This window comes from Bradyrhizobium sp. th-b2 (assembly GCF_000426785.1).
Taxonomy (GTDB): Bacteria; Pseudomonadota; Alphaproteobacteria; order Rhizobiales; family Xanthobacteraceae; genus Bradyrhizobium; species Bradyrhizobium septentrionale.
Genome location: NZ_AUGA01000013.1, coordinates 70,194 through 90,521, shown reverse-complemented (window position 1 = coordinate 90,521; position 20,328 = coordinate 70,194). Strand labels below are relative to the sequence as shown.

23 protein-coding genes and 1 pseudogene are annotated in these 20,328 nt (G+C 64.8%); 6 read left to right on the top strand and 18 right to left on the bottom strand.

The window, feature by feature from the left end; all coding sequences use genetic code 11:
• Nucleotides 1-5: 5 nt before the first annotated feature.
• Complete coding sequence (locus K359_RS0117405; protein WP_256375161.1) at nucleotides 6-848, bottom strand: NAD-dependent protein deacetylase; 843 nt, start codon at nucleotides 846-848, stop codon at nucleotides 6-8.
• Nucleotides 849-952: 104 nt separating this feature from the next.
• On the opposite strand from K359_RS0117405, the gene K359_RS0117400 reads away from it, so the two are divergent.
• The gene (locus K359_RS0117400) at nucleotides 953-1,333 is read left to right on the top strand and encodes a cytochrome c family protein (protein WP_051346167.1); all 381 of its coding nucleotides are present in this window, start codon (nucleotides 953-955) and stop codon (nucleotides 1,331-1,333) included.
• Between the two features lie 20 nt (nucleotides 1,334-1,353).
• Here K359_RS0117400 and K359_RS0117395 read toward each other — a convergent pair whose 3' ends face one another.
• The 3 genes and pseudogenes from K359_RS0117395 to K359_RS0117385 form a co-directional block, all read right to left on the bottom strand.
• Nucleotides 1,354-2,514 (bottom strand): LysM peptidoglycan-binding domain-containing protein, encoded by a 1,161-nt coding sequence (locus K359_RS0117395; RefSeq protein ID WP_029080495.1) that lies wholly within the window; start codon nucleotides 2,512-2,514, stop codon nucleotides 1,354-1,356.
• A gap of 166 nt (nucleotides 2,515-2,680) precedes the next feature.
• Nucleotides 2,681-2,767: pseudogene (locus K359_RS61300) on the bottom strand (AsnC family transcriptional regulator); the annotation flags it as partial.
• Between the two features lie 60 nt (nucleotides 2,768-2,827).
• On the bottom strand, nucleotides 2,828-3,034 hold the full coding sequence (locus K359_RS0117385; protein ID WP_029080494.1) for a hypothetical protein: 207 nt from the start codon (nucleotides 3,032-3,034) through the stop codon (nucleotides 2,828-2,830).
• Between the two features lie 404 nt (nucleotides 3,035-3,438).
• Between K359_RS0117385 and K359_RS0117380 the strand changes: the two genes are divergently transcribed.
• Entirely contained in the window at nucleotides 3,439-3,681 is a 243-nt protein-coding gene (locus tag K359_RS0117380; protein ID WP_029080493.1) for a hypothetical protein, read from the top strand.
• Nucleotides 3,682-3,703: 22 nt separating this feature from the next.
• On the opposite strand, the gene K359_RS0117375 is transcribed toward K359_RS0117380, so the two are convergent.
• On the bottom strand, nucleotides 3,704-4,168 hold the full coding sequence (locus K359_RS0117375; RefSeq protein WP_029080492.1) for an Lrp/AsnC family transcriptional regulator: 465 nt from the start codon (nucleotides 4,166-4,168) through the stop codon (nucleotides 3,704-3,706).
• 161 nt (nucleotides 4,169-4,329) lie between these two features.
• On the opposite strand from K359_RS0117375, the gene K359_RS0117370 reads away from it, so the two are divergent.
• The 3 genes from K359_RS0117370 (at nucleotide 4,330) to K359_RS0117360 (ending at nucleotide 7,161) form a co-directional block, all read left to right on the top strand.
• Nucleotides 4,330-5,343: a 1-aminocyclopropane-1-carboxylate deaminase gene (locus tag K359_RS0117370; protein WP_029080491.1), complete on the top strand. Its 1,014-nt coding sequence runs from the start codon at nucleotides 4,330-4,332 to the stop codon at nucleotides 5,341-5,343.
• A 99-nt stretch (nucleotides 5,344-5,442) separates the two neighbouring features.
• On the top strand, nucleotides 5,443-5,688 hold the full coding sequence (locus K359_RS0117365; protein ID WP_245284645.1) for a hypothetical protein: 246 nt from the start codon (nucleotides 5,443-5,445) through the stop codon (nucleotides 5,686-5,688).
• 207 nt (nucleotides 5,689-5,895) lie between these two features.
• Entirely contained in the window at nucleotides 5,896-7,161 is a 1,266-nt protein-coding gene (locus tag K359_RS0117360; RefSeq protein WP_029080489.1) for a S1C family serine protease, read from the top strand.
• 23 nt (nucleotides 7,162-7,184) lie between these two features.
• On the opposite strand, the gene K359_RS0117355 is transcribed toward K359_RS0117360, so the two are convergent.
• The 6 genes from K359_RS0117355 to K359_RS61295 form a co-directional block, all read right to left on the bottom strand.
• Nucleotides 7,185-8,129, bottom strand: coding sequence for a metallophosphoesterase (locus K359_RS0117355; RefSeq protein ID WP_029080488.1), 945 nt, complete (start codon nucleotides 8,127-8,129; stop codon nucleotides 7,185-7,187).
• An 82-nt stretch (nucleotides 8,130-8,211) separates the two neighbouring features.
• The gene (locus K359_RS0117350) at nucleotides 8,212-9,960 is read right to left on the bottom strand and encodes an NAD(P)/FAD-dependent oxidoreductase (RefSeq protein ID WP_029080487.1); all 1,749 of its coding nucleotides are present in this window, start codon (nucleotides 9,958-9,960) and stop codon (nucleotides 8,212-8,214) included.
• A gap of 159 nt (nucleotides 9,961-10,119) precedes the next feature.
• Nucleotides 10,120-10,812, bottom strand: coding sequence for an alpha/beta hydrolase (locus tag K359_RS0117345; protein ID WP_029080486.1), 693 nt, complete (start codon nucleotides 10,810-10,812; stop codon nucleotides 10,120-10,122).
• A gap of 145 nt (nucleotides 10,813-10,957) precedes the next feature.
• The gene (recQ, locus tag K359_RS0117340) at nucleotides 10,958-12,826 is read right to left on the bottom strand and encodes a DNA helicase RecQ (protein ID WP_029080485.1); all 1,869 of its coding nucleotides are present in this window, start codon (nucleotides 12,824-12,826) and stop codon (nucleotides 10,958-10,960) included.
• 240 nt (nucleotides 12,827-13,066) lie between these two features.
• Nucleotides 13,067-14,281 carry a DUF2235 domain-containing protein gene (locus tag K359_RS0117335; RefSeq protein ID WP_029080484.1) on the bottom strand — a complete coding sequence of 405 codons (1,215 nt, stop codon included), beginning with the start codon at nucleotides 14,279-14,281 and terminating at the stop codon, nucleotides 13,067-13,069.
• 64 nt (nucleotides 14,282-14,345) lie between these two features.
• Nucleotides 14,346-14,630: a hypothetical protein gene (locus tag K359_RS61295; protein WP_156928539.1), complete on the bottom strand. Its 285-nt coding sequence runs from the start codon at nucleotides 14,628-14,630 to the stop codon at nucleotides 14,346-14,348.
• On the opposite strand from K359_RS61295, the gene K359_RS0117330 reads away from it, so the two are divergent.
• Complete coding sequence (locus tag K359_RS0117330; protein ID WP_245284640.1) at nucleotides 14,622-15,149, top strand: hypothetical protein; 528 nt, start codon at nucleotides 14,622-14,624, stop codon at nucleotides 15,147-15,149. The two genes, K359_RS61295 and K359_RS0117330, sit on opposite strands and share 9 nt — an antisense overlap.
• A gap of 48 nt (nucleotides 15,150-15,197) precedes the next feature.
• Here K359_RS0117330 and K359_RS0117325 read toward each other — a convergent pair whose 3' ends face one another.
• The 7 genes from K359_RS0117325 to K359_RS0117295 form a co-directional block, all read right to left on the bottom strand.
• Nucleotides 15,198-16,589 carry a VWA domain-containing protein gene (locus K359_RS0117325; RefSeq protein WP_029080482.1) on the bottom strand — a complete coding sequence of 464 codons (1,392 nt, stop codon included), beginning with the start codon at nucleotides 16,587-16,589 and terminating at the stop codon, nucleotides 15,198-15,200.
• A 6-nt stretch (nucleotides 16,590-16,595) separates the two neighbouring features.
• Nucleotides 16,596-17,549, bottom strand: coding sequence for an AAA family ATPase (locus K359_RS0117320; RefSeq protein WP_371261164.1), 954 nt, complete (start codon nucleotides 17,547-17,549; stop codon nucleotides 16,596-16,598).
• A gap of 249 nt (nucleotides 17,550-17,798) precedes the next feature.
• Entirely contained in the window at nucleotides 17,799-18,431 is a 633-nt protein-coding gene (locus K359_RS0117315) for an HAD-IA family hydrolase (protein ID WP_198031151.1), read from the bottom strand.
• A 169-nt stretch (nucleotides 18,432-18,600) separates the two neighbouring features.
• Nucleotides 18,601-19,299: an isoprenylcysteine carboxylmethyltransferase family protein gene (locus K359_RS0117310; protein WP_084518423.1), complete on the bottom strand. Its 699-nt coding sequence runs from the start codon at nucleotides 19,297-19,299 to the stop codon at nucleotides 18,601-18,603.
• A 99-nt stretch (nucleotides 19,300-19,398) separates the two neighbouring features.
• The gene (locus K359_RS0117305) at nucleotides 19,399-19,740 is read right to left on the bottom strand and encodes a hypothetical protein (RefSeq protein WP_156928538.1); all 342 of its coding nucleotides are present in this window, start codon (nucleotides 19,738-19,740) and stop codon (nucleotides 19,399-19,401) included.
• 37 nt (nucleotides 19,741-19,777) lie between these two features.
• Nucleotides 19,778-19,957, bottom strand: coding sequence for a hypothetical protein (locus K359_RS0117300; RefSeq protein WP_029080477.1), 180 nt, complete (start codon nucleotides 19,955-19,957; stop codon nucleotides 19,778-19,780).
• A gap of 52 nt (nucleotides 19,958-20,009) precedes the next feature.
• Nucleotides 20,010-20,201 carry a hypothetical protein gene (locus K359_RS0117295; RefSeq protein ID WP_029080476.1) on the bottom strand — a complete coding sequence of 64 codons (192 nt, stop codon included), beginning with the start codon at nucleotides 20,199-20,201 and terminating at the stop codon, nucleotides 20,010-20,012.
• Nucleotides 20,202-20,328 lie beyond the last annotated feature (127 nt).

Here is a 20,328-nt window from a genome sequence, read left to right as displayed (position 1 = left end):
CTGATCTACAGCAGAAACGACAGCGCGGTCTCGCACTGGTCCTCGACCTTGAGCGTGAGCAGGTCGTCGGCTCGGGTGCGGCCGAGATTGACGGCGGCAATTGGCAACCCGCGTTGCTCGGCCATCCGTACGAAGCGGAAGCCGGAATAGACCATCAGCGAGGAGCCGACGATCAGCAGCGCGTCGGCCTGTTCGAGATGCGTCTGCGCCGAAGCGACCGTGTCGCGCGGCACGTTCTCGCCGAAGAACACCACATCAGGCTTCAGCACGCCGCCGCAGGCTTCGCAGGCCGGCACCACGAACGACGAGAATTCCTGTTCGAGGTCGGCGTCGCCGTCGGGCGCATCGGTGGCATCGAGCGCGAGCCAGGCAGGGTTCAGCCGCGCCAGTTCGCCCTGAAATTGTTCGCGCGGCATCGTCGTGCCGCAGCTGAGGCAGCGGACCACGTCGAGGCGGCCGTGCAGGTCGATCACGCGCTGGCTGCCCGCGGCCTGGTGCAAACGATCGACGTTCTGGGTCAACAGTAGCTCGCAGCGGCCCTGTTGCTCGAGCTTGGCCAGAGCGCGATGCGCACCATTCGGTATCGCGCGGCCGAACCGCCGCCAGCCGACCATGCTGCGCGCCCAATAGCGCTGCCGCGTCGCCGCCTCGCCCAAAAATGCCTGGATGGTGACCGGGCGCGTCCGCTTCCAGTTGCCGTCGCTGTCGCGATAGTCGGGAATCCCGGAATTGGTGCTGCAGCCGGCTCCGGTCAGGACAAACAGGCGTTGATGGCTGGTGATGAAATCCTGGAGGGCGGGGTGCTGCATGGCAGCACATCTAGTGCGGCGGCTGGGCGTGCGCCAGATGCAGGGGCTTGCCGTGCGAGGACCTTTCATGCGGCCTCTGCGTTGACGGCATGGCACAAGCGACGCGGTGTTGCGAGCTTGCGCGGTTGCCGACGGAGCGATCGATGCGGCCCAGATTCATCGTCCTGCTTTGCGCACTGGCGTTCCTGCCGCTGCTGCCGTCCCATGGCCAGGATGCGGGCGTGTCCGGCGAGCAGGCGTTCAACAATTCCTGCCGCACCTGCCACACCGTCAAGGACGGCGACAACCGTGTCGGCCCGCATCTACACAACATCGTCGGCCGCAAGGCCGGATCGGTGGCGAATTTTCCCTACTCGGAGGCGATGAAATCATCCGACATCATCTGGGATGAGCGCACGCTGCTGCGCTTCATCGAGGATCCCGAAGCCGTGGTGTCGGGCAACGGCATGAAGCCGTATACCGGCGTGCGTTCGGCGGAGGATCGCGCCGGGATCGTGGCCTTCCTGAAATCTCCGGGCAAATGACCGCCGACGGAACGCCGATCTCACCGCGCCGGCAGGACGAAGACCTGGCCGGGATAGATCAAGTTGGGATTGCGGATCTGCTGCGCGTTTGCCCGATAGATCACCGCGTAGCGCTGCCCGGCGCCGAGCGCGCGCTGGCTGATCCGCCACAGACTGTCGCCGCGGGCAACGGTGGTCGTCGTGATCTTCGGCACGATCACGGCGGAGGGTGAGCTCACTGCCGCTGTGGTTGTCGCCGCCGCGAGCTGCGGTGTGGCCACATCCGCACGGCCGGATGATGCTGCAGGCGCCGGGATCGACGCGGTCGTCGTCGTGTCCGGAACGTTGAACGGCACCTCGGCACGCGCGCGGACCTTGCCGGAGCCCGGGTCGACGTCGTCAAGCCGGACCCGATAATCGCCGGCCGTTACGCCCTTGTTGATCGTGACCGAGAGGTGCCCCGCCTCGTCGGCCGTGGCGGATGTGATCAAGCTGTCGTTGAGATAGAGCCTGATGGTCGCGCCGGGAGCTGCCCGACCGCTGACATGGAGCTTGCCGCCCGGCTCGGTCTCGACGGCCTCGACAGCCACCTTTCCGGCCGCTGGCGCCGCGGCCGCAGGTTGCGACAGTACCCGGATCGGCTTGTCCGGCGTCATCAGCGCCACCATCGGCCGCTCCCTTGCCGCAGCCTCGAGCGCCACGGCCACGCTCTGCTTGGAGGTCACCTGCTTGCCGTCACGCGTGATTCGCAGGGTCAGGTCATAGTTTCCCGGCGGAAGCGGGCGCGGAACCATGACGAACTGGCCGGATGTATCAGCCACGATGCGATCGTGCACCTCGCCATTGCGCAGCAATTCCACCGTCGCGCCCGGCACTGCCCTGCCGGCGACAACGGTCTCGCCGGTCGGCTCGATGCTGACGACGTCGAACTCCGGCACCGCATCGCTGCCCGGTGCTGGCGGCGGTCCCGCCAACACGTTGGCGAGCGCCGCGGTCTCGGTTTGCGCCTTTGCCAGCGGCGTCTTGTCCTGGTCTTGCGCGGGAACCGTCGGCGCGGATGGCGCCGTCGCCATCAAAGGCGTGCTCACGCCGAGGATTTGCTGGGTTTGGTGGATGCCGTAGACCAGCGCCGCCGTGCCGCCGGCGGCAAGTGCCAGCAACGGTATCGCCAGTCTGATCGCCGTGACGTTCATGATCGTCATCCGCGGATGTCCCCGCGCGTCCGCGCGCGCCCCTGCAGCCTGAGGGGATTCCGGGTGAGACTGCGCCGATTTGCGCTGCCCATCAAGTCGAATGAGAGGATTACTCCTCCCGGGCCGCCTGGCCGACCGAGCTCACCGCCACTCTGCGGCATTGATCATGTCAGGCTCAGAACTCCGGTGCCGCATTGTCCACCACCTCCTTCATGACGAAGAAGGAGCGGGTCTGCCGCACGCCGGGCGGCGCGCTCAACCGGTCGCCACGGACGCGCTTGAAGCCGTCGACCTGCGCCGATTTTCGACGGCTGCGCATTGCCTATTGAGAGTACGAGAGCTGCTCTTCCGTCACCACGCGCTCGATGTTGCCTGCCTTGCTCCTGATGCGGTATCGAAGCCGCCCGTCTGCTTCAATCGGCATGCGTTGAACGATGGTGTAGACCGCCGGCTGATCGGCCTCGGCACGACCTTGCGGCCCCTGGGCCCGGTGGTGAACGTCTTCATTCAGCTTGTAGGCATATGACATCTATCCACCTCTGCAGTTTTGGGGTGCTCTAGAGCATTTTCGGTTCTGATTAAATCAGAACCGAAGCTCCAGCTTTTTTGTTTTGACGCGTTTTCTTCACGCGAACCGGTGTCCACTCCGCTCGAAAACGCTCTAACGCAGGACTGTGCCGTGACGCAATGGAGCTGTGGCTTCCTGTATCGACGCGACTTGCTGCTTCGATTGCCGCGTCAGGCCTCTCTGGAGTCCGCAGGAGCACGTAAGTCACATTGACCGAATACGCGGCAAATAGCCACCGAAACCTCGCCTTCGACGAAGGCTGTATGAGGGCGTTGGAAGGGTTCCCCAGCCATTTTGTGCGGCCTCAATTGCCATTTGATCTCCGCAGGCAGATGCTGCCAGCAAAAAGCGCAAGGGAGAGCAGCATGAGCAAGCCAGGTCTCGACAATCGGCATCCCAACAAGGACGGCGAAATCAGCGGCAAGCACGGCAACACGCTGCTGCGCACCTTGCGCAAGGTTTACGGGCCGGGTTTCGCGGCGGGTTATCCCGAAACCGAGAAGTTGAGCGATGTCCTGGCCGCACTGAATGAGACGTCGCTGAGCCAACTCCGCAGAGATCATCAGACCGGCCATCTCGGGCACAAGATCGCCAAAGCTTCGAAGTAGGTTGCCGAGCGGAGCTAGCGGCTCAAAACTCCAGCGCCGCATTGTCCACTACTTCCTTCATCACGAAGAAGGTGCGGGTCTGCCGCACGCCGGGCAGTGCGATCAACTGGTCGCCATGGATGCGCTTGAAGTCGTCGACGTCGCCGGCGCGGATCTTGAGGAAGTAGTCGAAGTCGCCGGCGACGAGGTGGCAGTCGAGCACGCATCTGAGTTTCGCCACCGCCTGCTCGAAGCTCGCAAAGCTCTCCGGCGTCGAGCGGTCGAGCACAACGCCGACCATGACCAGCGTGCCCTTGCCGAGTTTGCGCGGCGCCACCATGGCGCGGACGCCGCTGACATAACCCTCGTCGAACAGCGCTTGCGTCCGGCGATGGCAGGTGGCGGGGCTGACGCCGACCTGATCGGCCAGCTCGGCATTGCTGAGCCGGCCGTTCTTCTGCAGCAATCTCAACATCTTGAGGTCAATGCGATCGAGTCGGGCGGACATGGAAGAATCTCTCGCTGTTGGACTAATTTATGAAAGAAAACATAGCATCTGCGCCAAAATCAGCAATCATCGGTAACTGCGAGGGCTGAGTTAGAGAGCACCTTTCGCGCCTCGGGTGATAGGTGTGGCCGCCGTTCCAGACCACCAAAGAGGATGCCAGTATGCTGGAGAAGTTCGCGCGCTATCCGCTCACCTTCGGACCGACCGCCATCGAGAAGCTCGATCGGCTGTCAAAGCATCTCGGCGGCAAGGTCGAGCTCTATGCCAAGCGCGAGGATTGCAATTCCGGGCTCGCCTTCGGCGGCAACAAGCTGCGCAAGCTCGAATACATCATCCCCGATGCGATCGCCTCCAACGCCGACACGCTGGTCTCGATCGGCGGCGTGCAGTCCAACCACACCCGCATGGTTGCGGCCGTTGCGGCCAAGATCGGCATGAAGTGCCGGCTGGTGCAGGAGAGCTGGGTGCCGCACGAGGACGCGGTCTACGACCGTGTCGGCAACATCCTGCTCTCGCGCGTGATGGGCGCCGATGTGCGCCTGGTCGACGAAGGTTTTGACATCGGCATCCGCAAGAGCTGGGAGCAGGCGATCGAGGAGGTGAAGGCGGCGGGCGGCAAGCCCTACGCCATTCCGGCCGGCGCCTCCGTGCACAAATATGGCGGGCTCGGCTATGTCGGCTTCGCCGAAGAGGTACGCGCGCAGGAGCGCCAGCTCGGCGTCAAGTTCGACTACATCGTCGTCTGCACGGTGACCGGCTCGACCCATGCCGGCATGCTGGTCGGCTTCGGCGCCGATGGGCGCGCGCGCAACGTGATCGGCATCGACGGTTCGTTCACGCCCGCGCAGACCAAGGCGCAGGTGCTGTCGATCGCGCAGAACACGGCGAAGCTTGTCGAGCTCGGCCGCGACATCGTCGAGGACGATGTCGTGCTGATCGAGGATTACGCCTATCCCGCCTATGGCGTGCCGTCGGAAGAGACGAAGGCGGCGATCCGCCTCAGCGCGCGGCTCGAAGGCATGATCACCGACCCCGTCTACGAGGGGAAATCGATGCAGGGCATGATCGATCTGGTGCAGAAGGGCTTCTTCCCGGCCGGAGCGAAGGTGCTCTACGCCCATCTCGGCGGTGCACCGGCGCTCAACGGCTACGCCTACGCGTTCCGGAACGGCTGAGGCGGCTACGGGCTCTTACGGGGCTGCCGCGTCAGGTCCGCGTCAGCTTCGCCCGGTAGTTTCATCGTGCCGGGCGAGTCGGGAGACCTTCGCGTGAGGATGATGAATGCGGCCGGCCGAGCCATCGCCGCGCTCGGCATTGGCATCGTCGCCGTGGGACATTGGTTCTGGGTCTACCAGAACCATGGTCATATGCCGCGCACCCGCCTGCTGGCGCTGAACAGCGAGGTCGAACTCTATGCCGGCATCTTCCTGATCGGCGTCGGCGTGCATGCCCTCGCATCCTGGTACTGGTTCAACGATCCGGATCCGCCGGCGCAGTCCTCGGTTCGGGAGCCGCAATAGCCACCCGCGTTCGCAGCGCTTGGATTATGTCCGGGTTGACATCCTAGGAACAAAATAGGAACATGCGGCCATGTAACCTGAGGGTGTGGCGAATGCCGCATCCGCGGCGGTATTGCGTGGCCACAGGACCAAAGACCAAGCCGCGCACCACTTGCGGATGAATTTCTCCGCCTCCTATGATGGGGTTGTGGCTGGGGAGTGCGCGTCATGAGAGTTGTGATCTGGGCGGTCGTTGCGGCCGTTTGCCTGCTTGTGTCTGCAGCTCCGTCGAGTGCCCGCGGGCCCTATGGCTCGATCACTGTCGGCAACTGGAAGGGCGGCGCCTTCACGGACGACAAGAGCGGCACGTTCACGCATTGCTCGGCGGGGTCGACCTACCAGAGCGGCATCTTCTTCATGGTGGCGATCGCCGCGAATGGCAGCTGGCGGCTGGGCTTCGCCCATGAGAGCTGGCGTCTGACGCCGGGCGAGGCCTTTCCGCTTGCGCTGACCTTTGACGGCCAGCCGGCGTTCAATGTCTACGGCATGCCGCTCGGCACCACGCTCGTGAATGTCGAGATGCCCGTGAACTCCAGCCTGATCAATCAGTTCCGCAAGGCGCGCCAGATGACGGCATTCGCGCAGGGACAATTGTTTCAGTTCAACCTGAATCAGACCGGACAATTGCTGCCGGCGCTGCTCAACTGCGTCATGTCGGTGAAGAAGAACGGCGTCGCCAGTGCCGGGGAATTCGCGGTCGCGGCGAAGCCAGTGGCGGCCCCGCAGGCTGCACCGGCGCAGTCTGCACCGAACCCGCCACAGAAGCAGGCCAGGGGCGGGACCGGCACCGGTTTCGTGGTCAGCAGCACCGGTCATGTCGTAACCAACCATCATGTCATCGATGGCTGCAGCGAGATTACGGGTAATCTGAGCGGCGAGGCGCCAGTCAAGCTGCGGCTGGTGTCGAGCGATGAAACCAACGATCTCGCGCTGCTGCAGGCGCCGTCCCCGTTCAAGGACGTTGCCAAGATCAGGCAAAACGCCATTCCGGTCGGCAACGGCGTCGTGGCGATCGGTTACCCCTATCACGGGCTGCTGACATCAGATTTCACCGTGACCACGGGCATCGTCTCTTCGCTGAGCGGCATCCTCAACGACACCCGCTTCCTGCAAATCAGCGCCGCGGTGCAGCCCGGCAACAGCGGCGGCCCGCTGTTCGATCTCGGGGGCGGTGTGGTCGGCGTCGTGGCCGCGAAGCTCGACGCGGTCAGGGTTGCGCGGGCGACCGGAAGCATCCCGGAGAACATCAATTTCGCGATCAAGACCGGCGCGTTGCGCGATTTCCTCGACAACAGCGCGGTGCAGTACCAGATCGCCGAATGGCATGATGCGTCAAAGCGGGAGACGTCCGAGATCGCAAAGGACGCGCGCGGCTATACGCTCCTGATCGTTTGCAAGGTGAACGAACAGAGCGCGGGCGCGAAGAAGCCTTGATGGTGGTGCTGCGGTCTGCGGCGTCAATCGCCGAGCCGCCGCAGCGTATGCACCGTGATCTCGGCCGGGCAGTTCAGCCGCACCGGCGCCAGGCTGGTGCCGGCACCGGCCGATGTGTATCCGGCAAGCTGATGGAGGCGCCAGGCGCCTCTGCCCATGCGGCGCGGCAGCCGCGCCTCCAGCTTGATCGCGATGCCGCCGGGCAGGCAGAGCTGGCCGCCATGGGTATGGCCGCTCAGCATCAGGTCGAAGCCGGCCGCCGCCGCCGCGCGATAGGATTCCGGCGTATGCGCCAGCAGGATCGAGAACGCATCGCGCGGGATCGCCGCTGCGGCCTTCGGAATGTCGTCGGTGCGATAGAAATGCGCGTCATCGATGCCGGCGAGATGGATCGTTGCGCCGTCGCGCGTGATCGGCTCCTGCTCGTTGAACAACATCCTGATGCCCATCGCCTCCAGCGCCGGCGTCATGCGGATGCTGTCATGATTGCCGAGGATGCCATAGAGTGGCAGCTTGATCCGCGCGCAGAGATCCCTCATCAGCGCCAGGCTTTTCTCGAACGAGCCAAACGTCTTGCCACGATAGTCGCCGGTCAGGACGCAGATGTCGCAGGTGATGGTGCGCACGATGTCCGTGAGATGCTGCATCGCGCCGGCGCTGATGTCGGCGTGGAGATCGCTGAGCTGAAGGATGGTGAAGCCGTCGAATGCCGCCGGCAGGCGTGCCGACGTCACCAGATTGCGTCGTACCTCGACCTGGTCGGCGTTGCGCCTCGCGCGGCCGTAGAGGCCGGCCGCCTTGAGCGCAGTCGTGACGATCCGCGGCGCCAGATTCCAGTTCTCGACGTTGAACACCAGCGTGCCTTGGCCGAACAGCTGCTTCTCGTGCGCGGCCTCGATCGCAAGCCGGCGCACGACGTGATGTGCGCCGATCCGCTCGACCAATCCCTGCAGTGCCGTGTCGGCCATCGTCCCCCGTGCGGCCCGCGATGCGAAGCGCGGGCCGGGACGAGACTATCATGCGCGATCCCGGTGGGGATACCACTGCTGCTCAGACCATGGGAACGCGCCTGGCGGCGACCGCGGCCGGCGAGATCACCTCGATGTCGAGCGGCACCTGCCAGCGCTCGGTGAAGCGCACCTGCGGCGGCGCATTGCCGTTGCGGCCGCCCTGCAGCACGAAGCCGTCATAGCCCGAATTCATCACCTCATTGCACTTTTGCACATAGATCGGGAAGCCGCCGATATAGGGCATGAACACGCGGGGGCGGCCCGGGATGTTCGCGCCGACATACCAGGAGCTGCAGGTCGAGCGCAGCGAGACCGTGGAGACGTCGTTGACATGGGCGACCCAGGCGTCCTCGTCGTCGCGCACCGCCTCGATCGTGCCGGCGCCGATGTCGCGCATATGATTGATGCAATCCGCCAGCCAGTCGACATGCTGCTCGATCGCTTGGATCATGCTTGCGAGCACTGACGGGCTGCCGGGCCCGGTGATCATGAACAGGTTCGGAAAGCCCTCCGAGGCGAGGCCGAGATAGGCGCGCGGGCCGGCCCGCCATTTCTCGGCCAGCGTCTGCCCGCCACGGCCAGTGATCGCGATCTTGTCGAACGAGCCGGTCATCGCGGCGAAGCCGGTCGCGGAGACGATCGCATCACACCTGTACTCGGTGCCGTCGACCACGATGGCATCGCGCGTGATGCATTCGATCGGCGTCTTCGACACGTCGACCAGCTTCACATGCGGCAGATTGTAGGTCTCGAAATAATTGGTATCGACGCAGAGCCGCTTGCAGCCGAACACATTTTGCGGGCACAGCAGCTCGGCCGTCGCGGGATCCTTGACGATGCCGCGGATCTTCTCCCGCGTGAAATCGGCGATGGTGTCGTTGGCAGCCTGCTCGAACAGGAGGTCGCCGAAGGCGCCGAGGAAGGGCAGGCCGCCGCGCTGCCAGGCTTCCTCATAGAGCCGCTCGCGTTCCTGCTCGCTCGCCTGCAAAGCCGGCTGGGCGTTGAACTGAAAGTAGAAGCCGGTCGGGCGCGCGCGGGCCTTGGCGCGCAGCTCCGGATAATGCGCCTTGGCCTCCTTCAGATACTCCGCCGACAGCCGCTCGTTCCACGCCGGCACCGACCAGGTCGCGGTGCGCTGGAACACCGTGAGTTCGGACGCCTCCTGCGCGATGATCGGGATCGACTGGATCGCCGACGAGCCGGTGCCGATGACGCCGACGCGCAGGCCGGTGAAGTCGACGCCCTCATGCGGCCATTCGCCGGTGTGATAGATCGGCCCGCGGAAATCCTCCATGCCGGTGAAGGCCGGACGGTTCGGCGCCGACAGGCAGCCGACCGCCATGATGCAGAATTTCGCGGTGATCCTGTCGCCGCGGTCGGTCTCGATCAGCCAGCTGCCGGCCTTCTCGTCGAAGGTCGCCGCGGTGACGCGGGTGTCGAACACGATCTGGCTGCGCAGGTCGAAGCGGTCGGCGACGTGGTTGGCGTAGGCGAGGATTTCGGGCTGCGGCGAATATTTCTCCGACCAACTCCAATCCTGATCGAGTTCCTTGGAGAACGAGAAGGAGTATTGCAGGCTCTCGACGTCGCAGCGCGCACCGGGATAGCGATTCCAGTACCAGGTGCCGCCGACGCCGCCGCCGGCCTCGAACACCCGCGCCGTGAAGCCGAGCCCGCGCAGCCGATGCAGCATGTACATGCCGGCAAACCCCGCGCCGATCACCACAGCATCGAACGTTCCGGTTTCGGCAGGGCGTGCAGTTCTGTGCGCGGTGCTCTCCTGAGCCATGGCCCGTCTCTTCCCTGTATCGTCTCTTGGCCGCGCCTCGTTGGACGCGCTGCCCGAAAGATTAGGGCGAGGGCGGCGCGGCCCGCAAGCACATGCGTTGCCGCGCCGGGTATGGCTCCTATGCCGCGGTGCCGATGGCCGCGGTATCCGGGCGCTGCCTCAGGCGAGGCTGGTTGCCGCCTCGTCGATCAGCGCGGCCACCTCGGCCGGTTTCGAGGCCAGCGAGGCGTGGCCGGCGGCGAGCGTGATGATCTTGCGCGGTTTCATCCGCTCCGACATGCGCTTCTGGTTGTCCGGATTGATCATCCGGTCTTCGCTGGAGATCTGATACCAGACCGGCTTCTTCTTCCAGGCCGGCGCGGTGATGTTGTTTCCGAACGTGCTGGCAAGCGGCGCCTTCTGGGTCACCGCCATCACCAGCGCTTCATCGGCGGACAGATCCTGGCAGAAGCTCTCGTGGAACTTGTCAGGCTTGATCCAGAGGTAGCCGTCGCTATCGGGGGCAACATTGGCGATCGCCGCCGGCGGAAGCGCCTGGCTGATGCCGCCGGGGCTCTCGCCGGCGTCGGGTGCGAAGGCCGCGATGTAGACGAGGCCCACGACATTGGGAAGATCGCCGGCCTCGGTGATGACGGCGCCACCATAGGAATGACCGACTAGCAGCACCGGACCACTCTGCTGCTTGACCATCTTGCGCAGACGTTCGGCGTCATCAGCGAGTGAGGTCAGCGGCATCTCAACCGCTTGCAGGCCGCTGTATCCCTTGCGCGAGAGCGCGACGATCACCTTGCTCCAGTGCGCCGCGCCTCCCCAGAATCCGTGAACCAGAACGATCGTCGGCTTGCTGCTCATGCTCGGCTCCTCTGGTGGACCGGTTAAGGAAACGCGGTCAGGATGAGCGGGCATCCGGCAGCCGTCAACGAGACAAGAAGCGGCCGCATCGGTCCGGCGTCACGATGTCGTCACCAACACGATGCCGTCGGCCAATGCCGACTGTTCAGCCGTCGTTCGCCTTCACCAGCCTGATCAGCTCGTCGCCATAATGCTCGAGCTTCTTGTCGCCGATCCCGGCGATGCCGCGCAGTTCGGTCAGCGTGTCGGGCCGCATCGCGGCGATGCCGTCGATGGTGGAATCATGCAGCACGACATAGGCCGGCACGCCACGCTGCCGCGCCACCTCGGAGCGCCAGGCGCGCAGCGCTGCGTGTAGCGTGGGGTTGGCCTCCGCGCCTTTGCCGTCGGCCGCCGGCGCCAGCTCGCCGCGGCGCGACTTGCCGCGGATCGCACGGTTGCGCGCGCCTTCCGGCTGCTCGCGCAGCATCACCGCGGTCTCGCCCTTCAGCACGCCGCGTGCGCTGTCGGTGAGCTTGAGCGCGCCAAAAGCGTCGCTGTCGGCGCGCAGATGCCCCATCGCCACCAACTGGCGCAGCACCGCGCGCCATTGCTTCTCGTTGAGCTCGCGGCCGATGCCGAACACCGACAACTGGTCGTGGGCGAACTGCTTGACGCGCTCGGTCAGCCGCCCGACCAGCACGTCGATCAGGTGCATGGCGCCAAAACGCTGCCCGGTGCGATAGGCGCAAGAGAGCAGCTTCTGCGCGTGCACCTTGCCGTCGCGGACCCGCGGCGGCGTCAGGCAGTTGTCGCAATTGCCGCAGCTTTCCTCCGCGCGCGCCTCGCCAAAATAGCCGAGCAGGCGCTGCCGCCGGCAATGCACGGTTTCAGCCAGCGCGACCAGCGCATCGAGCTTGCCGATCGAGACCCGCTTGAAGGCGTCGGAGCCGGTGGATTCGTCGATCATGCGGCGCTGCTGCACGATGTCGGAGAGGCCATAGGCCATCCAAGCGGCCGAGGGCTTGCCGTCGCGGCCGGCGCGGCCGGTCTCCTGGTAGTAGGCCTCGATGCTCTTGGGCAGATCGAGATGCGCGACGAAGCGCACGTCGGGCTTGTCGATGCCCATGCCAAAGGCGATGGTCGCGACGATCACGATGCCGTCCTCGTTGAGGAAGCGGTCCTGATGCCGGGCGCGCACGGATGCGTCGAGCCCGGCATGATAGGGCAGCGCGGGAATGCCGGCCTCGCTGAGCGACGCCGCGACGTCCTCGACCTTGGCGCGGGACAGGCAATAGACCACGCCGGCGTCGCCTGCATGCCGCTCCTTGATGAAGCTCTTCAGCTGCGTGGTCGCGTTCTGCTTGTCGACGATCTCGTAGCGGATGTTGGGCCGGTCGAAGCTCGCGACGAATTGCGGCGCGTCGGTGAGTTGCAGCCGCTCGGCGATCTCCTTCCGCGTTGACTCATCCGCGGTCGCTGTGAGTGCGATGCGCGGCACATTGGGGAAGCGCTCGGCCAGCGCGGACAGGCCGATATATTCCGGGCGGAAGTCATGGCCCCATTGCGACACGCAATGCGCCTCGTCGATCGCAAACAGCGCGATCTGCGCCTGGCCAAGCAGATTGAGGCAGCGCGGCGTCAGGAGCCGTTCCGGCGCGACATAGAGCAAATCGAGATCGCCGGCGAGCAGCCGCCGCTCGACCTCGGAAGCTTCCTGATAGGACAGCGTCGAATTCAGCACCGCGGCGTTGAGGCCGGCTTCGGTGAGGCCGGCGACCTGGTCGCGCATCAGCGCGATCAGGGGCGACACCACGATGCCGCAGCCGTCGCGCAGCAGCGACGGCAGCTGATAGCACAGCGACTTGCCGCCGCCGGTCGGCATCAGCACCAGGCAATTGCCGCCATCGGTGACGTGGCCGATGATCTCTTCTTGCGCGCCGCGGAAGCCCGGCAGGCCGAACACGGAACTGAGCACGGCGCGCGCGTCGCGAGGCGGCGTGGATGCGTGGTCGAGGGCGGGCTGGGCAGTCATGATCCGAGATAGGGCGATTCGAGTTCCGTGGTCGAACGATTCCGGAACAGAACGTGTTAATACACCCTCCCGCGATAAACTCAATTCAGGCGTTGGCTGCCTGTTGCCGTGTACGCCCGCGCCACCGGCAAGCGGCTGAGCTCAGCCGCAAGCGGATCAAGGATGCGATCGACGCGGAGAGCGTTTTCGAGCGAAGTGGACACCGGTTCGCGTGAAGAAAACGCGTCAAAACAAGGAGCGTCAGACCGTCGGGGTCGGTGGCGCCGGCGTCATCGGCTCGACCTTGTAGGTGGTCGGCAGGTTGATCGGCCGGTAGGTCGAATCCTTCTCCATCCGTTCCAGCACCGAAGCATGGATGGTGGAGTTGTCCGGAATCAGCCGCGGCTCGCCCATCGGCAGATAGAAGCCGAGGAAGGATTTGCGCGCGGGCCATTCCTTCCATTTGTCGCTCTTCGGAATCCATTCCAGGATTTCCCAGGCGCCCGTCAGCGAATTGTGCAATGGGGCCGTCGCGCTTGGCGGCACATAGACGTGCGTGCGCGGCGGCAGCGGCATCCCCCAGGCGAGATGATCGATCAGCGCCTGGTCCATAGGCAGCCCGGCGGCCTTGGCCTGCTCGAGCATCCAGATCAGCGGAAATTTTGACGGCCCGCTCTCCGTCTCCGGATAGCCGCCGCCGACGTCGGAATGCACGCCGGCGAACCAGACCTGGCGGATATCCTGCTCCACCGCGGTCGACGGGTCGAACGGATCGGAGCGGAATTTCTGCGGTTCGATCCAGCGGTTGAGGCGAAACATGCGCCTGCGCTCGTCGATCGAGATCGCCTGGCGGAAGCGCTTGACGCTCGAATTGGTGCGGGTGAACAGCAGTGTCTGCAGATCGAACAGGAAGTTGTCCTGCCGCGGCACGATGATCGAGGCCACGGTGTCCCAGACCCCGATGAACTCGATATCGATGTTGCGGCCGCCGGCGATCTGGTTGAAGTGCCAGGCTTCTTTCAGCGGGGCATCGTCGAACGTGCCGTCCGGCTTCTGGGCGTCGGAACTGGCTTTCTTGTAGGTGTTGAACGCGTAGCCGGCGATGTCGAGCTGGTCGACCGGCAAGAGGCCCATCACGTGAACGAAGGCAGCCAGCACGCGCACGGTGTAGGCGCCGCGGCTGAAGCCGAACATCCAGACCCGGTCGCCCGGCTCCCAAGTCCGGCACAGGAACTGGTAGGCACCGAGCGTGTCCTTGTCGAGACCGGCGCCAAAGGCCAGCCCAAGCAGGCCGCGCACCTGCTGCTTGAAGCGGCCCCACGTGTTTTGCAGGCCGATCGTGCCGAGGCCGGGATGGTAATAGACCCGCTCGCGCTCGCTCTTGTCGGTGACGCGAAACAGCTTCAGCACATTGGAAATATTGGCGCCGATCTCGTTGCCGGTGCCGTCGCAACAAATCACAATATCCTTCGGCATCCGTTGCCCCCGCGGTCGCCGTGAAAATCCGCGGCCTCAATGTACGGCAGAATGCGGGCTGGATTCAATCTCCAATAGAATACGGTTCTGTGTACCCGGCGTGAACGCGGCCGCCGCGCAACCCGAATCCTCTGGCCGGCATTGGCATCAGCTGCATACTGGCGCTTGAGGACGATCCGCAGAATTCAATTGCAACGCTTTGGAAAAGGTGGGAATCTGCTTCCTGATCATTACAGTATTGCGTCGATATTTTCTCCCGTTCGGGGATTTCACCGGTGCGCGCGATCGTCTTGCCTGCGGCTTTGCGCAGCGTTCTCACCATGGACAGAAACGGATCGGCATGGGCCATCAAGCTCTCGTGACGGTCATTCTCGCGGGTCTGGTGGTGATTGCGTTCGGACTGTTCTGGTGGGTCGGCAGCTATTCCGATCGCGTCTTTGCCAACAGATTCCGCAGCCGCTTTCCCGAGAAAACGCTGAGCTACAGCGGCGCCCAGCTCGGCGAACTGGTGCAGTCCGATCTCCGGATGAAGTATGTCTTCCCGATCCTGTTCCCGCTCGATCTCGCCGTCATGCTGGCGCTGGCCGGCGCGATGGGGACGGCGTCATCGTACTGGCTCAACCTGTCCTACCCGCCGGCGGCGTGGCTCGGCCTGGTGGTCCCGGCGGTGTATCTGCTGAGCGATCTGATCGAGGATTTCCTGCTGGGCTGGCTGTTGCTGCGCGGCGATCCGCATGGGGCGGCGCGATCGGCCTCGATCCTGAAGGCGATCACGACGATCAAGCTCGTCAGTATCTCGGCGTCGGTCGCGCTGACGCTGATTGCATTCGCCGGGTGGCTGTTCCACGGCGACGCGCTTCGTCTCTGAAGCGCGACAAGCATGATCTTCCCGGACATGCTTTAGGCCGCTGGCGGCCTATTGATAAGTCGCCACGATGTCGGAGACGGCGCGCTCGAGTTGCTGCGCGGTCGCGCATTGGCGGACGACGGTGCAGAACGTCGCGTAGCGCGGCATCTCGGAATCGCCAAAGCCCCAAACCATGCGGCCCTCGGGGTTGAGCCACACCAGCCGCTTGGAGCGCTCGCCGATGCGGCGCAGGATGTCGGCGCGCGGATCGAGATTGTTGCTGCGGGCGTCGCCGAGCACGATCACCGTCGTCTGCGGCGTGATCGCGCTCATCCAATTGTCCTCGAAATCGGCGAAGGAGTTGCCGTAATCGGACGAGCCGAAGCCGACCTTGGACATGATCTCCTTCATCGCCTCTTCCGGCGTCTTCGATTCCAGGATGTCGCTGACCTCGATCAAATGGCCCGAGAAGGCGAATGAGCGGACGTCGTCGACGACCTCATGCAGGCTGTGGATCAGCAGCAGGAAGAAGTCCGAGACGCGAGCGACCGAGCCCGAGACGTCGCACAGCGCCACGATCTTCGGCCGGTCACGATGCTTGCGCTTCCATGCAGTAAGGAACGGCACGCCGCCCCAGGCCGCGTTCCGTCGCAGCGTGCGGCGAACGTCGAGATGGCCGCGGCGCTGGCGCTTGCGCGGCTTGGAGTAACGCTCGCGCAGCCGGCGCGCGATCCGGCGGATCAGCGCGCGCATCTGCTCGACCTGACGCGGCTCGATCCGCGCCAGCGGCGCATTGCGCAGGATCTCGTTGCGCAGGTTCTCCGCTTCTTCACGGCCGTAGAGCAGCAGGGCTTGCGAGACGGTGTCGCGCACGGTGCCGCGCAGGCCGTTGAGCGCCTCCTGCAGCCGCTCGGCGAGCCCCGGATTGCGCGTGGTCAGGTCGTCGATATCGTCGCGCAGGCGCTGGATGCCCATCGCATCCAGGATGCGGGTCTGGAAGATACCGCGCTGGGTGAAGTAGCGAATGTCGGGCAGCGAGGCGGCGCCGGAGGCATTGGCGATCGCGGTCGATATCGCGGAGCGGTCCTGCGACAGCAGCATCTGCGCCAGCGGCCCGATATTCTCGTTGGGCGTATTCTCGTTGGCGGCACCGCCGGCCGTGTCGCCATGCTCATCGGCGGACGGATTGCTGCCCTGCTCGCTGTTGTCGTCTGTCTTGCTCTGCTCGGTGCTCTCCTGCTGCGGCTCGGGCTGGCTGAAGAACAGGTCAAAGCACTCGCCGAGCGCGCGCTTCTCGTCTTGCGTCTTGGCAAGCGTCAGCAGGAACGTGTCGCGTAGGATGTCGCGGTCGGCAAAGCCGACCTGAGCAACCGCGCGCATCGCATCGATGCTTTCGGCGGGCGAGACCCGGACCCCGGCTCCCCGCGCCGCACGAAAGAAGCGATGCAGGTTCTCGCGCATCTTGGTCTAGCTGAACACGCCGTGCCGCGACGCCTTGGCGATGAAGCTCGAAATCTGCGGCGTCGCAGCCTCGATATCGGCCTCGTATTTCAGCAGCACGTTGAGCGTACCTTTGACGATCTCGTGGTCGAGTTCGCTCGCCTGCAGCAGCACCAGCACGCGCGCCCAGTCGATCGCCTCGCTGACCGAGGGCAACTTCTTCAGGTCGAGCGTGCGGATCTCGTGGATGAAGCCGACCATCTGCTTGCGCAGCGTCTGCGAGATGCCTGGCACCCGGCTCTCGACGATGCGCTCTTCCAGCTTCTGTTCGGGGAAGCCGATATGCAGATGCAGGCAGCGCCGCTTCAAGGCGTCGCCGAGGTCGCGCTCGCTGTTCGAGGTCAGGATCACAGTCGGCGGCGCCACCGCCGAAACCGTGCCGAGCTCGGGGATCGTGACCTGGAAGTCCGAGAGGATTTCCAGGAGCAGCGATTCGAATTCGGCGTCCGACTTGTCGATCTCGTCGATCAGCAGCACGCAGCCGGCCGGCTGCTCCAGCGCCTGCAACAGCGGCCGCGGCTCGACGAACTCCTTGGAGAAGAACACGTCGCCGAACGTGTGCAGCTGGTCGAGCGCGGCAGCCAGCGTCTGCGCGCCGCCAAGCACCTCGCCGAGCTTGTCCTTCAGGATCTGGGTGTAGAGCAGCTGCTTGGCGTATTTCCACTCATACAGCGCCTTGGCCTCGTCGAGGCCTTCATAGCATTGCAGGCGGATCATCTTCAGGCCGCGCCAGGCGGCGATCGCCTTCGCCAGCTCGGTCTTGCCGACGCCGGCAGGGCCTTCGACCAGGATCGGCTTCTCGATCTGCTGCGACAGATAGACCGCGGTCGCGATCTGCCGGCTCGCAATATAGCCTTGCGCGGCGAGGCCGCTTTCCACGGCCTCGATCGAGGCGGTGGGCCTGGTGTCAGCCACGAGGATCAGCTCCGAATTTGCCTTGAACTCGGACCTGTTTTGCGCCTGTTGCGGGCAAAGCACAAGGCTCGTTTGGCTCGTAATGGCATGGGGTTAGCGCATGGTTCCCGGGATATTTCCGCCGAGCGCAATACGCAGAAGCGTAGCCCGGACAAGGAACGGATCGGTGCGATTTCGCGATCGTGCTGTGACCCGAGGGGAGGCTGAGGATTAGAAGCTGTCGCCTGAATGCGAAGTGAATAGGGGGAAACCGCTTCACCTCAGCGTGAGGCCGGTCGCGGCTTCCAGCTCGGCGATCGCTTGCGCTGAATTCACGACCTTGATCGTGGTCATGCCCATCTCGCGCGCCGGCTTCAGGTTGACGCCGAGATCGTCGAGATAGATGCAGTTCTTCGGGTTCACCTGAAGCGTCTCCACCATCATCTGGTAAATGCGCGGGTCGGGCTTGCGCAGGCCGATCTTCGCGGACTCGATGATGTGGTCGAACAGCGCCATCACCTCGGCGACGTAGAGCGTGCGCCCGCTGCGGCTGCCGATCGCATTCGCCGGCAGATTGTTGGTGATGCATCCGGTCTTGAACTTCGCCTTGACGCGCTTCAGTGCCTCGACCATCTCCGGGCGCAGGTCGCCGGACAGCAGCGGCAGCACGTCCTTGCCGCGCACCTCGGCGCCGAGTGCTTTCGATTCCGTGGCGAACAGTTCGTCGAAGGCGTCGATATCGATCTCGGCGCGCTCGAACTTGGCCCAGGCGTTCTCGAGATGGTTGGCGGCGTTGGTGCGGCGGATGATGTCGATCGGCAGGCCGCGCTCGGTCTCATAGCGCGCGAATGCCTCGAACGGCGAGGTGGTCAAGACGCCGCCGAAATCCCAGATCACTGCCTCGATCATCAAAATCCTGCCCGTTAAGATCCTGCCCGTTGCGAAGCGGCGGCTTCGCCTCGCGTTTTCCGGCCGTCTGGCAGGAAGATAGGGAAACGCGTGCCCGTTCTCTTTATGGGAATTGCCGCCGACTAGGCAAGCCGCCAGTTTGCGGTGAAAATCCGCCACGCGGAACGGCTCACCAGACCATCGGCACCAGGCGGTAGCGTACGCGGGCGAGATACTCGGCATAGCCGTCGAGCTCGGCGGTGAGCATCCGTTCCTCCATCAGCGCCCGCAAGCCGAGCAACGCCGCCATGACGGGTACGATGGCAAGGCCGTACCAGGATCCGAGCAGCAGCGGCGCGCCGACATAGGTCAGCAACCCGCTGGCATAGATCGGATGCCGCACATAGGCGTAGGGCCCCGTGGTCACAGCAGCATGACCGCGCTCGCGCTGGATCTTCACGACCGGCGCGGCATAGCTGTTTTCCCGGTAGGTCCGGTACACGATGTAGAACGATGCCGCGATCATGACAGCGCCGGCACATTGCAGCCAGCCGGGGACGAACGAAGTCTGGTAGCGGACCGCGTCGAGCGCCATCAGCGGCAACCACGTCAGCCAGAGCAACGGCATGATCGTCGTGATGATGCGATCCCATCCCGCCTGGCCGCGCGAGGTACGCCGCTCCGCCAGCAATGCCGGATCATGCTTCGCGAGCCAGGCCTCGGTGATCAGCCCGCCGATCGTGATCTCGAGCAGCAACACCCAAGCGCCGGCCCATCGCATGGTGCCGGCCGCGAGGAACAGCAGTATCCCGAGGCCTGTGAATGTGAAGGCCGCGCGGCGCAGATTGGGGCCAGGAGTATAGGGGCGGGGATTGCTGTTCTCGTTCATCTCTCTCTCTCCGGCGAGCGGCAACGGCCGCGCCGCCGGACCGGGCGGGCCGTTGCATGTCTAGGCAGCAGATCGATGCGGCTCAACGCGAAACGTCGATCACGGTCGGCGGGTCCAGTTTCGCGCCTGTCCGGAGTAGACCTTGCTCGGCAGCGCGCGCGCAGTGGGATCGAGCAGGATCTTCATCGCGGTGTTGAGCCGCGTCTCCGAGTGCGGCGAGCCATCATGGCGCATCTGCTGCGGGGCGCCCGGGCCCTGCGGCGGCGCCATGTAGGCCGACGTTGTCGGCGGAGCGGGCGTGGTGGCGATCTTCGGACGGGCGACAACAGCGGCCTCCAGCGGACGCCGCGCCTGGTCCATTCTTGACGCTGCGGATGGTGCTTCCGCCGGCGGCGGGGAGGCGGCGCTGTCGGATCCGGATTTGCGGGGTGGTCTTGCCATGGCATCGGCTCCTTAAGGTTCGGTGATGACGACGACGTCAGGATTTGTCCTCGTCGGATGTGGTGCGTTTGGCGATGATCGGGTTGCGATCGCTGATCGCGGCGAGCAGCGAGGCGTGGCTCACAACTGATGACACGACGATCTTCCCGGAGGGCTCGATCCGGCGACCTTTCTGCTGCTGTTGCTCCGGGCTCCTAGCGGTGGATTTCTGTATCATGTCGGCCTCCTCGAGGGGGGGGCCCGACAGCGCCGGGCCCCGAGTTTGGCGATCAGATGCCGAAAGCACCGAGGACGCCCGGCAGCGCCTGCACGGCCGTACCGAGGATGTCCTGCCAACCCTGCGGGTTGACCGACCCGTTGGTCGCCACTTCAGCAATCCGCTTCGGACCGCGCTCGATGCCCTCACACTGGATCGGGCTACGCACGCTTCCGAAGGTCTCAAAGTCGTTCCTTGCGTACATGTTCAGCTCCTTCTTTCGGTTTGAATTGACGGCAACTACGGGAGGTGAGCACCGACCGGGGCAGCCGTCGCTGGACGTCGCCCAGGGGATCGCTCATCGCGTCGATCCCCCGGACCACGTGACGCCG